Origin of the sequence: Paenibacillus sp. RC67 (assembly GCF_030020805.1) — a bacterium.
In the GTDB taxonomy this organism is placed as follows: domain Bacteria; phylum Bacillota; class Bacilli; order Paenibacillales; family NBRC-103111; genus Paenibacillus_S.
This window is the reverse complement of sequence record NZ_CP125098.1, coordinates 3276383-3290288: the sequence shown is the minus strand read 5'-3', so window position 1 is coordinate 3290288 and position 13906 is coordinate 3276383. Positions and strand designations below refer to the sequence as shown.

At 44.3% G+C, this 13906-nt stretch carries 12 protein-coding genes; 5 read left to right on the top strand and 7 right to left on the bottom strand.

Features of this window, described 5'->3' with window-relative positions; genetic code table 11:
- Positions 1 to 28 precede the first annotated feature (28 nt).
- Positions 29 to 1270 carry a sialidase family protein gene (locus QMA13_RS15105; RefSeq protein WP_282942378.1) on the top strand — a complete coding sequence of 414 codons (1242 nt, stop codon included), beginning with the start codon at positions 29 to 31 and terminating at the stop codon, positions 1268 to 1270.
- A 3-nt stretch (positions 1271 to 1273) separates the two neighbouring features.
- Here QMA13_RS15105 and QMA13_RS15100 read toward each other — a convergent pair whose 3' ends face one another.
- Genes QMA13_RS15100 through QMA13_RS15080 form a run of 5 tightly spaced genes read right to left on the bottom strand, consistent with a single transcriptional unit; the run spans position 1274 to position 7421 of the window.
- Positions 1274 to 2521 (bottom strand): sialidase family protein, encoded by a 1248-nt coding sequence (locus tag QMA13_RS15100; RefSeq protein WP_282942376.1) that lies wholly within the window; start codon positions 2519 to 2521, stop codon positions 1274 to 1276.
- Between the two features lie 42 nt (positions 2522 to 2563).
- Positions 2564 to 3922 (bottom strand): glycosyltransferase family 4 protein, encoded by a 1359-nt coding sequence (locus tag QMA13_RS15095; protein WP_282942375.1) that lies wholly within the window; start codon positions 3920 to 3922, stop codon positions 2564 to 2566.
- On the bottom strand, positions 3919 to 5118 hold the full coding sequence (locus QMA13_RS15090; protein WP_282942373.1) for a glycosyltransferase family 4 protein: 1200 nt from the start codon (positions 5116 to 5118) through the stop codon (positions 3919 to 3921). The genes QMA13_RS15095 and QMA13_RS15090 overlap by 4 nt, the downstream gene beginning before the upstream one ends.
- Positions 5119 to 5159: 41 nt before the next feature.
- The gene (locus QMA13_RS15085; protein ID WP_282942372.1) at positions 5160 to 6122 is read right to left on the bottom strand and encodes an NAD-dependent epimerase/dehydratase family protein; all 963 of its coding nucleotides are present in this window, start codon (positions 6120 to 6122) and stop codon (positions 5160 to 5162) included.
- Positions 6123 to 6149: 27 nt separating this feature from the next.
- Complete coding sequence (locus QMA13_RS15080; protein ID WP_282942371.1) at positions 6150 to 7421, bottom strand: nucleotide sugar dehydrogenase; 1272 nt, start codon at positions 7419 to 7421, stop codon at positions 6150 to 6152.
- A 300-nt stretch (positions 7422 to 7721) separates the two neighbouring features.
- Here QMA13_RS15080 and QMA13_RS15075 point away from each other — a divergent pair, with 300 nt between their 5' ends.
- Complete coding sequence (locus QMA13_RS15075) at positions 7722 to 8996, top strand: glycosyltransferase family 4 protein (RefSeq protein ID WP_282942370.1); 1275 nt, start codon at positions 7722 to 7724, stop codon at positions 8994 to 8996.
- Between the two features lie 466 nt (positions 8997 to 9462).
- Here the strand turns inward: QMA13_RS15075 and QMA13_RS15070 are convergent, their stop codons facing one another.
- Positions 9463 to 10245: a VOC family protein gene (locus QMA13_RS15070; protein WP_282942369.1), complete on the bottom strand. Its 783-nt coding sequence runs from the start codon at positions 10243 to 10245 to the stop codon at positions 9463 to 9465.
- Positions 10246 to 10438: 193 nt separating this feature from the next.
- Here QMA13_RS15070 and QMA13_RS15065 point away from each other — a divergent pair, with 193 nt between their 5' ends.
- Genes QMA13_RS15065 through QMA13_RS15055 form a run of 3 tightly spaced genes read left to right on the top strand, consistent with a single transcriptional unit; the run spans position 10439 to position 13011 of the window.
- Positions 10439 to 11416, top strand: coding sequence for an ABC transporter ATP-binding protein (locus QMA13_RS15065; protein ID WP_282942368.1), 978 nt, complete (start codon positions 10439 to 10441; stop codon positions 11414 to 11416).
- Complete coding sequence (locus tag QMA13_RS15060; protein WP_349254212.1) at positions 11413 to 12219, top strand: ABC transporter permease; 807 nt, start codon at positions 11413 to 11415, stop codon at positions 12217 to 12219. Before QMA13_RS15065 ends, QMA13_RS15060 begins: the two co-directional genes overlap by 4 nt.
- Before the next feature lie 9 nt (positions 12220 to 12228).
- Complete coding sequence (locus tag QMA13_RS15055; protein WP_282942367.1) at positions 12229 to 13011, top strand: ABC transporter permease; 783 nt, start codon at positions 12229 to 12231, stop codon at positions 13009 to 13011.
- A 45-nt stretch (positions 13012 to 13056) separates the two neighbouring features.
- Here QMA13_RS15055 and QMA13_RS15050 read toward each other — a convergent pair whose 3' ends face one another.
- Positions 13057 to 13812: a Nif3-like dinuclear metal center hexameric protein gene (locus QMA13_RS15050; RefSeq protein ID WP_282942365.1), complete on the bottom strand. Its 756-nt coding sequence runs from the start codon at positions 13810 to 13812 to the stop codon at positions 13057 to 13059.
- Between the last annotated feature and the right edge of the window lie 94 nt (positions 13813 to 13906).

Below are 13906 nucleotides of genomic sequence, written 5' to 3'. Positions count from 1 at the left end.
CTTATCAAATCTCGAAAGGGGTGTCCACATGACCAATATACCGGTTACAATGGGAACGTTATCTCAGCAGGAGCCTTCCATTACGGTAAATACATTGAACAACTTGACTGTCATCGTTACTTCCAGCAGCATAGCTACTGGTACATCCAGGATCAATGTATATGTTTCTCAAGACGGAGGTTTTACCTATCCTTCTACTCTAACGCTTCCTCTGCCAACCGGATTTACTACGCAAGGGAATGCCATTGGAGCTTACGGATATCGCAATACGTTCATGATAACGTGCACCCAATTGAATTTAAACCCAGTTATGGATTCTTCCATTTCCGTTTATACCTCTATGGATAATGGAGTTACCTTCACTGGACCTGTAATAACCTGCGAAGGCTTTGGCGACCAAATCTATAATGACAAACCTTGGCTTCAAATCGATAATTCCAATGGCAGTCCTTATCTCGGGTTTGCTCACGTCGGGTTTACACGCTATTACGATAACTTCGCCACCTCCGGAACGTTCTACCAACAATCCTTAGATCTGGGACAGACTTGGTCGACTCCGATGCTGCTATCCAATCAAATGGTCGGCACAGCAGTATTCGGAACGAATGTGGCCATAGGTCCGACAGGTCAAGTGTATGTCGCTTGGGCACAGTACAGCCCTGGCAATCCGCAATTCCTCATTCGCCGCTCCGATGACGGTGGTGCTACTTTCAATCCGATAGTAGCTGTATCCAATATATCTCTTGTTCCCAGCCCGCTCCCTGTGACCGGATTTGGTTTTAGAGTGCTGACCAGCGCCTTTCTAGCCGTAGATATTTCGCCCAATCTAGGTCAAGGAATCGTCTACGCCGTATGGCAGGACTACCGAACAGGATCTTCTCATATCTATCTGTCCAGGTCATTAGATCAAGGCAATACTTGGTCGGCGCCAATTCAAGTAGATGACAGTCCAGTTGGAACCCAAAACTTTTATCCGAATATTGCGGTATCTCGAATAACAGGCCTCATCCAGATTGTCTACTACACGAACCGCGTCGACTCCAGTATGCTCGATGTATTTGGAACTACTTCTGGTGATGCCGGTGCTACTTTTGCTGTCAATACGCGTCTTTCCGATACATCATTTGACCCTAATGCAGATCCAAGCTACGGAGAGCCATGCACATCATTAGGTGACTATATTGATGTTGCCTTCTCCTATCCGGATAGACCTACTACAGTTTGGACCGGAATGATTAACAATGTCCAAAATATTATTCAAAACATTTAGCTGCTAGCTACCCTGGATGATGTTCTGAATGCCGCCAATAATCCCTGTCCATACGGCAAGCGGTACATCCGAATCGATAAATGCCACTTCAATGTAATCTCCGATGGTTGTACACGGTTCGCCAAAGGTAGGATCGGCATTGGGATCGAAGGAATTGTCCGAAAGGCGTCTGCTGGCAAGGAAAGATGAGCCCGCATTATCGGATTCAGCAAGAAACACATCCAGCAGGGTGGTTGTGACTCTATTGGTATAATAAATAATATCTAATCTGCCCGTTAGACGTGAAACCGCTATGCCCGGAAAGAAGTTTTGTGTGCCTGCAGGGCTGTCGTCTACTTGAATGGGTACACTCCATGTGGTGCCTTTGTCCGTAGAACGGGATAGGAAAATATGAGCGGACCCCGTGCGATTATCCTGCCACGCCGCGTAGACGATCCCTTCTCCCAGATTTGGAGAAATATCCGTAGCGAGATACGCGCTTGTAAGTGTACGGAATCCAAAGCCAGGAACCGGTAGAGGGCTTGGAACTAAACTTACTGTAGAAACAGTAGCTATAGGACCAAATGTAACTCCTCCGTCATCCGATCGACGTATAAGAAACTGTGGGGTTCCGGGACTATATTGCATCCAGCCAACATAAACCTCACCTAATGCTCCTATCGAAATGGTGGATCCAAAAACGGCTATTCCCTGCACTTGATTGGATAGGAGTATGGGCGTAGACCAGGTTTGGCCTTGATCCAGTGATCGTTGAAATAAGGTTTCTGAGCTGGCAAAATTATTATAGTAACGGGTAAAAGCAACATAAGTAAAGCCAAGAAAAGGGCTTCCATTAGAGCTATCGATGGCGATATACGGTTTGTCGTTGTACACCTGAGTTCCGAACCCCTCATTGACGATAACTGGCCCAGAGAAAGAAGCCCCATTATTGGTTGAGTTATACACCACAATGGAAGAATCGCTAACACCCGAAGAACCTACATTCAGAGCCGTGCAGCCAATCGAAAACCGACTGCGATAACCATAAGCTCCCACCCCATCCCCTGAAGCGTTAAAACCAGTAGGTAGAGGAAAAGTTAGTTTGGTGGGGTAAGTTAGTCCGCCATCCGTTGAGAGGTAAGTACTCGTTCTATCATTCCCAAAGCTGGTGTCGTTGGATGTCACAATGACCGTTAAATTATCCAGTGTATTTACCGATATAGATGGTTCCTGCTGAGAGCTGGTACCGGATGTAACCGGAATATTAGCCATTCGTCACTACCCTCCGTTCTCGAATCATGTGTTCTTATATCTTTAGAGCTTTAACCAATTAATTAAATCCGTATCTACACCGGAGTATCCAGAAGGGATGTGAAATGCAAAAGATTGCTGCATAGATCGTGAAGCCTGTTCAACACCAGCCTGATAATTGACGATTGAGGCACAGATATTTTGGGGGTTATTAACAGCATTTCGTACCAGGTGATATACCTCTTCCGTGCGTGCCACCATCGTATTTAACGACCAATGCTCCCTGCCCCATTGTTGAGCATTCGCTGCAAGCATTGATCTTAGAGGCGCATCTGCTAATACTCGGTATAATTGCAGGTACAGCATTTCACTGCTGCCGGAAGGAAAGACGAGGCCGGTAGATTCGTGATCCACCATTTCCGGAATTCCACCCGCATCAGAAACAATGACAGGCTTCGCAGCGATTTGTGCCTCCATGATAGAGAAGGGTTGATTATCATTCGTGCTTGGCAGAACGAAAATATCCGCTTGGGTAAGCAGGGCTGGAACATCTCTTCGATTACCAAGAAACCGCACGTTATTCTCGAGGCCCAACTGCTGAGTCTTTTGTTCCAGCTCATCTCTTAAATAACCGTCACCTACAAGCCAGCATACCCAATCTGTCTTTACTCTTATTAACTTAGCTAATGCTTCCAGCAATACCGTATGCCCCTTTACTTTATCCAAACGTGCAGGGCAGATGATTAGAGACACGTCTGCAGGTTTTACGATCTCTGTATTGCCTTGAGTTTGAAGAATAAAAGGATCGATATCCATACCGTAGGGAATAACAGCTACATGCTCACTTTGGACCTGATATTGATTAACTTGAATCGTCTTCAACCAGTTAGAAGGGACTATCGACTTATGACTGGACATCACCCCGAAGTGTTCCCTTGCGCAAGCATAACGCCAGATCACCGTATCAGGAGGCTGCGTAACATTCAGGAATACCAAGTAATCCGCTGCAAGCGAGCCATGAATAGTTGCTGCCATGGGTAAAGCAGCCGGCTTAATCTGCCACAACGCTCTAGCGGAAATCACGTCTTGAGCATGCACTAAGTCATAAGAGCTCAATCCGAAATACTGTGCTGCAAGAGCATAACAGCATTTTTCCACCTCTTGATCGATGATCCAGGGATCGACATGAGGAAGCTGCTGTTCATATAGGGGACGAATAATCTGCTGAACTATCGGTTTTAGGGTACTCTGATGCAAATACTGATCTGTATCCAACAAATAATAGCCCAACTCATCCGGATGACGCGCAAGGATATCGACTTCGTGTCCTAACAGCTGCAGCTTAGCTTGTAACTGCCGCATATAAGTCCATACCCCTCCAACATGCGGTAGAAGCCAATAAGTGGCTAGTAAGATCTTCATTTTCCCCCTCCTGCTCCCTTCAGACTGCTAACCGAGTTATACTCATGGATTACATGTTTGATCATCCTGTTTAGATTCCAATGTGTTTGCCCCCAATGTTGAGCGTTATGACCAATAGATAATTGAGAACTTACGTTGGAAAGCAATGTATCTAGCTGATCGCACATTTCACTGGCTTGCCCTACTGGGAACAGAAGACCTGTACGCCCATGCTCGATCATTTCAGGTATTCCTCCCGCATTGGAAGCAACAACCGGTTTTCCTGCTAGCTGGGCTTCAATGATTGAATACGGTAAATTATCATGAAGACTCGGTATAACTACGATATCACTCCTCCCAAAAATGGTCGGCATATCATTGCGATGTCCAATAAAAAAAACATGGTTCTTTAATCCTAGCGTTTCTATCTGCCGCTGCAAATCATCCTTCAAGGCGCCCTCTCCGGCTAACCAGCACATCCAATCCCTTCTTTTAAGCAAAAGCTTAGATAATGCTTGAAGTAATATATAATGCCCCTTTACAGGGTCGAAGCGGGCTGGACATAATAATATCGTCTTATCCATGGAACGGACCTGTCTTTCAATAGGGTTGTGCTTTATTCCATAAGGGATAACGCGAAACTGCTCACTAGTGACACGAAAGTTGTTAACATAGACGGATTTTAACCAATGCGAGGGTACGATTGTCACATCGCTTAGCCGGCTTCCGTAATTATCAAGAGAAATTGCCCAATGCCAAGCTGTGGTGCCCGGCTTAATGATTCCCTGGATATACCACTCATATGATAGATTCCCATGAATGGTTGTTATTAAAGGCATATTGAGCGGTTTGGATCTAAATACCGCGAGTGTTGAAATAATATCTTGCGTGTGGATCAAATCATAACCATCTAATCCAAAATAGGTTAGTGCTTCCTGCAAGCAATCGATTTCCTCTTCCATGTGGCTGATCCAAGGATCAACTGCTGCATCAACCTTCTTCTTTAATGAGGAGCGTTCCTTCACCATTTGATAGATTGCAGCCTTTTCTACAACTCGATTCGAATTCATCAAATAATAATGTGTGGCATTCTTATCGTGTGCAAACACATCGACTTCATGACCATGTATCTCCAGTCCTTCCTTTAATGCCAGCACATACGTAGATACTCCTCCGGAATTAGGAACTGTCCAGTACGAAACAATTAATATTTTCATGGAACACACTCCCAGATGGTTAAACGGCTCCCTTCTAATCGTCAGCGATGCTGCTTATACCATTCAATAGTCTGTAGCAAACCTTCTTCAAGCCGTACAGTCGGTCTATATCCAAGAATGCTTCTGGCTCTCGATAAATCTGGAACTCTCGATTTCATATCTTCATAACCAACTCCATAAGCTTCCTCATATGTCTTTAATACCAACTGCGATTTGGACTTTGTCAAATCCACAACGAGCTTAGCAAGCTCGCGTATAGCGATCGGTTGATTGGAGCCAATATTAATGGCTATCCCGTTTGCCTCTTTCTTCAATGCTTGAATAGACCCGCTTACCGTATCTCCAACGTAAGTAAAACATCTTGTCTGTCTGCCATTCCCGTGAACTTCCAACGGTTCTTCCATTAATGCGGCACGAATGAATCGGGCTACGACACCCCCATATTGCGAGTTAATCTGTCTCGGGCCGTAAGCATTGAAATAGCGCAAGACGGTAACAGGCAGCCCTTTGGCCGCGTAGGCAAAACACATATGCTCGTCGAGGGACTTCGCTGTCGCATAACACCATCGATGAATCTCCGTAGACCCATAGACCCGATCCGAGGTTTCATGAAAAGGCAGCAGCTCATTTTTTCCGTATATTTCGGAAGTCGAACTAAACACTACCTTCGACTTGTACAGATATGCAAGCTCAAGCACATTTCGAGTTCCGTCAATATTGCCTTCAATGACCTTTAACGGATCTTCTACCGTATTCTTTACACCTAGAACTGCTGCAAGATGATAGACAAGATCTACCTTTGCAATCAGCTTTTTCAACAGCTTTTTATCTGTAACAGAGCCCTGAACAAATTTATGTCTTGGATTTTTGATGATGCCCTCTAAATAATCGAGACGCCCTGTTGATAAGTCATCTAATGTCCATACATGATGGCCCAGCTTCAGCAAGCTCTCCACAAGATGTGATCCGATAAATCCGGCTCCGCCAGTAACTAATATGTTCATCCTTCAGCTGCTCCTCTCAACCCATCATTAAAGTACAATGACATTGTTTCGGTCTTTCAAATGCTTGGTTGCATTGCGAAAATCAATGACTAGCGGAGAATGAGCTACAAGCAGCTCATAAGGGATATGAGAATGATCCGTCAGGATGACCGTGCAAGCGTAGTTTTTCATGTTTCTGGCTGTTAAAGGTGTACTTTTAAGCTGGCAGTCCCCTATTTGAAGCTCCTCCACATAAGGATCGTGATAGCTTACCTTATATCCGCTTTCTAATAGCCCTGCTATAATTGTTGGTGCACTGGACTCTCGAATATCATTCACATTCTTTTTATAAGTCACACCAATGATGAGAATATGATTTCCGTCCGTTGACTTGGCTAAATGTCTTTTTACCTTTTCCATTACATATTCCGGCATCTTGTCGTTCACTTGCTGGCTCAGTTCAATAAACGGAAGCTCCATTTCGTAGTTTTTTGCAGCCCACAGCAGGTAGATCGGATCTACCGGGATGCAATGTCCACCAATGCCAGGACCAGGATAATACTTCATAAATCCATAGGGCTTCGTACCGGCTGCATCAATAACCTCCCACAGATTAATGTTCATCGCTTCACATAGGGCTACGAGACTGTTCATAAAGGAAATGTTTATAAATCTTTGGCTGTTCTCCAGCAATTTCGTCATCTCGGCAACACGTGGTGACGAAACGACTACGACGTTGGAAAACGCACTTTCGTATATTTGTCTGGCTCTCTCCGTGCATATGGACGTGACGCCACCAACGATCTTAGGTATGTCCTCCAGCTTCCAGTGGCTCCCAGGATCGATTCTTTCTGGAGAGTAGGCCAACAATACATCTCTTCCGACAACAAAGCCTTCCGATTCTATTAATGGAAGCAGGATGTTATCAACCGTTCCCGGAAAGGTGGAGCTTTCAAGAACAATAAGCTGTCCCGGCTGCAAATGCGGAAGCGTACTTTTAATTGCCCCTATGACATAATTAAGATCCGGTTCATGGTTTTCTGTCAGTGGTGTAGGCACGCATATAAGGACCGCATCTACGTGCTCAATCGATTCAAAGGAACTGCTAACGAAAAAACTGTTCTTCGTGAACATATCTTTTACATCCGAGCGGGAGAAATCAGATAAATAAGTTTGCCTTTTCAATAATGAGTTCACCCTATTGGCATCAATATCAATCCCGTGCACGGTATGCCCCTTTTCAAGAAATAATTTGGCAAGTGGTAATCCCACATAGCCCAGCCCTACAATTCCTATGCTGAATGAGGATGGATGGCTCATAACAGACTTCCTCCCTTGTCTAGTTGAATCTGTACCATGGTACGCATCTCACTCCCCTTCTGTATAGATGAATGCCTGTCTAAAAAAATATAGGGGTTTGTCTTGCATGAAGGAGAAATCCAACTCGAAAAACCTTCCAAATGGATATTTTCGACTTCATTTAACAATGAATATAACTCACCTTAAAGGTATATAGCCTATCGTCTAGCAGGATTCTTCTAAAAAACGGGTGGATGTACCTCTCATTCCTCGTTTGCTGTTCATACGATGTATAGACTCTTCACTAAGGGAGGAACGATTATGAAAATACTCATTGTCTGTAGTTGGGGTCTCCCTCATGTTGGAGGTGTAAGTACTTACGTAGATCAGCTTCGGAAAGGGCTGGAGCGTGAAGGGCATCATGTTGATTTATTTTGTCCGACACCGGATGCTCAATCCTACTATGTTCCTTCACAATCTTTCGTCCTTGAAAAAAATAAAATTGCCCCGATTATATCGGAAAGAGCTAACCTTTTCTTTGATCAGCATCTTCCAGGACTTGATCCTTGGATTAGAACCAGCGAAATTGATCGATATTGCCTTGAAATCGCGGCTGCAAGTTGGGGGTTGAAACAATATGATATCATTCATGCACAGGATATTATTTCGGCTCATGCTATATCTAGAGTTAGGCCTCCAGGCGTTGCGCTAGTTACGACTATGCATGGATGCTTGGCCATGGAATGGTTTGTAAAGCTTAAAGAGATGGGTATTCCAGAGCAAGATCGCAGTTCGCTGCTGTGGCATTATTCGGCCAGCCGTGAGTACATCGGTGCAACCTCAAGCGAAGTCACAATTACCCCTTCCAATTGGCTCAAGCAACTTCTTATTAAAGATTTTCAAGTTCCCGCTCATCACCTCATGGTTGCCCCCTATGGTATTGATGTCGATCATTTGAAACAGACTGTTCAGAATTCATCAAATATTACCAAGCCATTGGGTAAGAAAGTGATTCTTTGTTCTGCACGGTTTGACGTTGTCAAAGGCCATGTACATTTATTGCATGCTTTGGGGAAATTAGCAGCAGAACGCAAGGACTGGGTTTGCTGGTTGGCAGGAGATGGAGCGCTCGCAAATGAGTTTAAGCAGCTAAGCCAATCATTAGGACTCGATCAGCAAGTAGTCTTCTTAGGAAACCGGGCAGACGTTCCTGCATTGCTCAAGATGGCTGATCTCTTCGTATTGCCTAGTCTACAGGATAACCAGCCCTTTGCTGTAATGGAGGCACAAATAGCCGGAAAACCGGTTCTAGTCAGTGATGCCGGCGGTATTCCCGAAATGGTGGCAGATCGACTTACGGGGTTAATCTCTGAAGCTGGTAATCATGAACAACTATACCAACATCTAAAAATGACACTGGATGATCCAGGACTGTGCAATCGTCTAGGTTACCATGCCCAAGTGTGGGCGAGCAAATACTGGTCACTCTCAGCGATGACCGAGCGCAATATTCGGATATACAAACGAGCAATACAGATCAATAGCCAGCGAAGTGAGAGTAAAAACGTTCGGACTGCGGGTATGGGAGGCGATTGAAGTTGAGGATGAAAATCAAGCAGGTCCGATTAGGAATAATACGTAACTCCAAAAAAGGAAAGCCTTCCTTAAAACGAAAATATAAAATGAAACGTGGGATCGTGAATAAAAAAAAACATTAAATCAGCACTCTAAGCACAAATTAATAAAAAGAACGACGAAAAAGAAGAACACTAAGAGAAATCACAAAAAAAGCAGCAATGGAAAGCATGTGCATCATGCAAACCATGTACTGCCTCCTTCTTATAACTCTCTTTTTCTGCAAAATACCCCCTCGATACCTAATATAACGGACGTCCCTCTTTGGGATCATATTATTAGGGAAATTCCTTCTGGTTACTCGATTCCAGACATGCGATTTGTAAATACAATCCAACAATTCAAACCGATTTAAAACATGTCGAATAGGCTGCCGATAAAACAAATCCAGCAACCTCTCAACTGACTATATTAGATCGTCACGTCATTATCTCGCATCTGAACATATCATAATGACGTTGTCATCCGGATCTTTAACCGTAAAGAAGGCCATGTCGCCATATCTTTCAATGTCTGTGAATATAGACACGGAGTTCGATTGCAAATATTCCTTTGCTGCTTCTACATCGGAAGTAGCCAACATGAAAAGCGTCTCGTAATTATCACCGTGTCGGAAACGGTTGTTATCCAATAAAACGTTAGCACCAACGCTCATCGGTATCGGATGAATAGACACTTCCTGCCCAAGCTCAGCATCATAAGGCAGACCTAATACTTTTCTATGAAAACGCATAGCCCGGTTCATATCTGTTACATTCAAAAAAATTCCGCTTATTCGGTTCCGAATGGGACTATTCGCGGAATCTAGAGGCTTAACCACTTCTGATTTGTAATCCGATTGGGTTACCATTAGCGAATTGCCGTCCGCATCCGTAAATCTAAAAAACGAAAGTCCTTGATGAGGGGTATCGATAGAAGATAGTGAACTGATTTCATGATTCATCATATACTGATGAGCTGCCCTGATATCCAAGGTCTTGTACATGAACCTCACATGGGGTACATCCGGCTCGTTACTAGAATTATCATCGAGAATAATCCCCGTTCCCCCTTCAAGCATGAACCAGTACACATTCCCTCCATTCAACCGTTCTTGCAGCAATGGCAATCCCATGACCATGCTGTACCACTCAGCCGATTTCTGTAGATCGGACACGTGAATAAATACACTTTCCACATTCGGCATGATCGGACTAATCATAGTGTTCATACTCCATCTCCCTCGGTTCATCTTACTATAAATTACTAATATTAGTTTATTATACCATTCAATAATAAATAGAACAGTAGTCCTTTTAAGCTAAAGGCAGTTCAAACCCAATTCCAAAAAAATTATTGACACATATTTACTATTAGTGGTATCATTTCCTTCCGTCTCTCTAAAAAGAATGGAGGTTTCAAGCTTGATAACCGTAAACGGAATTAGCAAGTCGTTCCTGGTGGCCAAACGCACATCAGGTCTAAGTCATGCGATTAAATCATTGTTTCATCGAGAATTCACTGTTGTGGAAGCGCTTCAGGATATCTCATTTTCCATCGAACCGGGAGAAATCGTCGGCTACATTGGTCCCAATGGAGCTGGCAAATCGACCACGATCAAGGTTATGAGCGGTATTCTAGTACCAGATCGAGGAACCTGCACTATTAAGGGTTTTACACCATGGTTGGATCGGGTACCCTACGTTAAGAACATTGGGGTCGTGTTTGGGCAGCGCTCCCAGCTATGGTGGGATGTACCCGTGATGGATTCATTCGAGCTGCTGCGCGATATTTATAACGTACCCCAGTCAGAATACAAAAGCTCGCTTTCACTTCTTATTGATTCGCTTGATCTGGGAAGTATCATTAACACCCCGGTTCGTCAGCTCAGTCTAGGTCAACGAATGCGCTGCGAAATCGCAGCTTCATTGCTTCATAACCCAAGCATCCTGTTTCTCGATGAGCCAACTATCGGTCTCGATGCGGTTTCCAAAATCGCAGTACGTCATTTTATTAAAACAATCAACAAGGAGAAAGGCGTCACCGTCATTCTAACGACTCACGATATGAATGATATCGAAGCTCTTGCAGATCGGATTTTACTAATTGGTAAAGGAACTCTGCTCTATGATGGCAGCATTCAGGGCTTACGGGGACGTTTTGGTACTAGAAGAACCATAACAGCAGAATACCGAGAGAACAACAGCCCGCTTCAAATACCAGGCGCAACGCTAATGTCATGGACGCCGGAACGGGCCATTCTAAGCGTCGATACAGAGCAAATCATGATATCGGAAGCTCTGACGAGGCTTTCCTCCCAAGTCGAATTGCTGGACGTAACGATCGATACACAGCCCATAGAAGACATCATTGTTCAAATGTATAAGGAGTACCAGTTATGATGAAAGGATACATAGCGGTTTTCAAACTTCGTATCAACACTGGACTTCAATACCGTGCAGCGGCACTCGCAGGCATCGGAACCCAATTTTTCTTCGGCTTTATGTTTATTATGATCTTTGAGGCGTTCTATGGCCACGCTACACAAGAACCGCCGATGACCCTCTCCCAAGTAGTCACCTATACATGGCTTAAACAAGGTTTCCTCGCACTTGTTGTACTATGGCTTAGAGACAATGAACTGTTCCAGCTCATCACAACCGGCAATATCGCTTATGAACTATGCAGGCCAAGCGGCCTATATGGACTCTGGTATGCCAAACTGCTGGCCCAACGACTATCGAGCGCTCTTCTGCGCTGCTTCCCCATTCTGATCGTGGTGTTTTTCCTGCCTGAACCTTACGGGCTGAAGCTTCCTCCGGATTTCACCTCATTTCTGCTATTTCTCACTGTGCTTATGGTCGGTTTGTTCATGATCGTTGCCCTCTCCATGCTCATTTACATCTCGGTATTCGTAACAATGTCACCAGTGGGCTCGCTATTAGTCTTCAGCGTCTTCGGTGAATTCTTTGCTGGTCTTATTATCCCTGTTCCTCTGATGCCTAGCTGGATGCAGCAAATCGTATATATGTTACCGTTTCACTGGACCGCCGATTTTCCGTTTCGAGTATTCACAGGGAACCTGTCGAAGTCAGAGGCAGTAGAAGGATTAATGTTTCAACTGATCTGGTTGGCTGCATTGGTTGTTCTAGGGAAAGTAGCCATGGATAAGGCACTAAGACGCGTTGTGGTGCAAGGAGGGTAATTTAAAAAAATGAAACTTTATTTCAAATACATGATGCTTTTCTTAAAAGGGCAAATGCAATATCGCACTTCATTCCTGCTTCTTACTCTAGGGCAATGCTTGACGCCTTTTACGACTTTTGCAGGCTTGTACTTCATGTTTGATCGTTTTGGTATGGTTAAGGGGTGGAGTTTCTACGAGGTGGCGCTATGCTTCGCAGTCACTAATATGGCTTTTTCGATTACGGAATGCTTTGGACGCGGCTTCGATACCTTCGCCAGTCTTGTTGTAAGCGGTGACTTCGATAGACTGCTCGTCCGTCCTCGAAGTACGGTTGTTCAAGTGTTCGGCTCCAAATTTGAATTTGCTCGTATAGGTCGACTGTTCCTCTGTGGGATTGTCCTCGTCTGGTCTTGCTTGCATATTTCAGTGGATTGGTCCCTTCTGAAAATATTGACCTTGGGGTTAATGATTGCTAGCGGAGCTGTTATTTTTACAGGCATTTTCATTTTGGCTGCCTCAATCAGCTTCTGGACCGTTCAAGGGCTTGAGATTGCCAACATTTTTACCGACGGCGGACGTGAGATGAACCAATACCCTCTGAATATTTATCACACCTGGGCAAGACGAATATTCACCTTCATCATTCCTTTCGGCTGCGTCAATTATTTACCTTTGAATTATATTCTGGGTCGAGATGGCATGGACAGTCCGTTGTATGCGCTCTTGCCATTATCAGGAATTCTGTTCTTAATTCCATGTTTGTTAGTATGGCATATTGGTGTGAGGCATTACCGTTCAACAGGTTCGTAGTGAAGCAATAACTATGGGGCACGCCCTTAAGGCTGCCCCATAGTATCATTCAATATGAGCTTCCTTCAGCTCAATGAATTCTAGATAAGGGAACCGCTCGCTCAGCTTCTCTGTTAGCGATCTGACGCCAAAAATCTCTGTAAACGTATGGCTCCCGACAATCAAGTTCATCCCTATGTATTGAGCGTACTGAATCGTATATAAGGTTTTCTCTCCAGTGATATAAACATCGCATCCTGCTTCGTGAGCATCGCGAATCGATAAAGTAGAGTTGCCTGCTCCTGTCACAAGACCAACTCGTTCTATCCGTTTATTAGAGTGTTTCCACACTCGAACATCCTCATCGAGCACCGTTTTCATTCTTTCATGCAGCTCTTCCAATGTCAGCGTGAGATTAAATTCACCAATTCCTGGAACACTTCTTGTTTCATGATGAATAGAGGGTTGAATTAGTCTATCCGTTCCTATAGCTTTCAGCAATGAAGGACATGTACCGAAATCGGCATAATCCAGGGGCAAATGAACAAAGAAATGATGGATGCCATGAATCCTCAGTAAATCGTGACATTCCTCTTTCATCCCATAAATAAAATGCCACGCATCGTGATGTGTCATGATCAGATCTATTTTATGATCAGCTGCTTGCCTGATGATATCAGGAGTTATATTCGTTGCATAACCAATCCGATGAATGGACTCCGGCCCATATTTATAGAAGGCAAATTCCTCGCCCTCATCGAACTGTGTTAACAGATCCCCGAAAATCACATTCATTGTCTTCATCCATTGCTCAGCTTTCACAGCGCCCCTCCTCAACTCAAATTCAAACATACCCCAAAAGATCCTCAAGCTGGTTGAGTTCCATCCCCATCTTCCTTGGTATAATAAAAGTCCA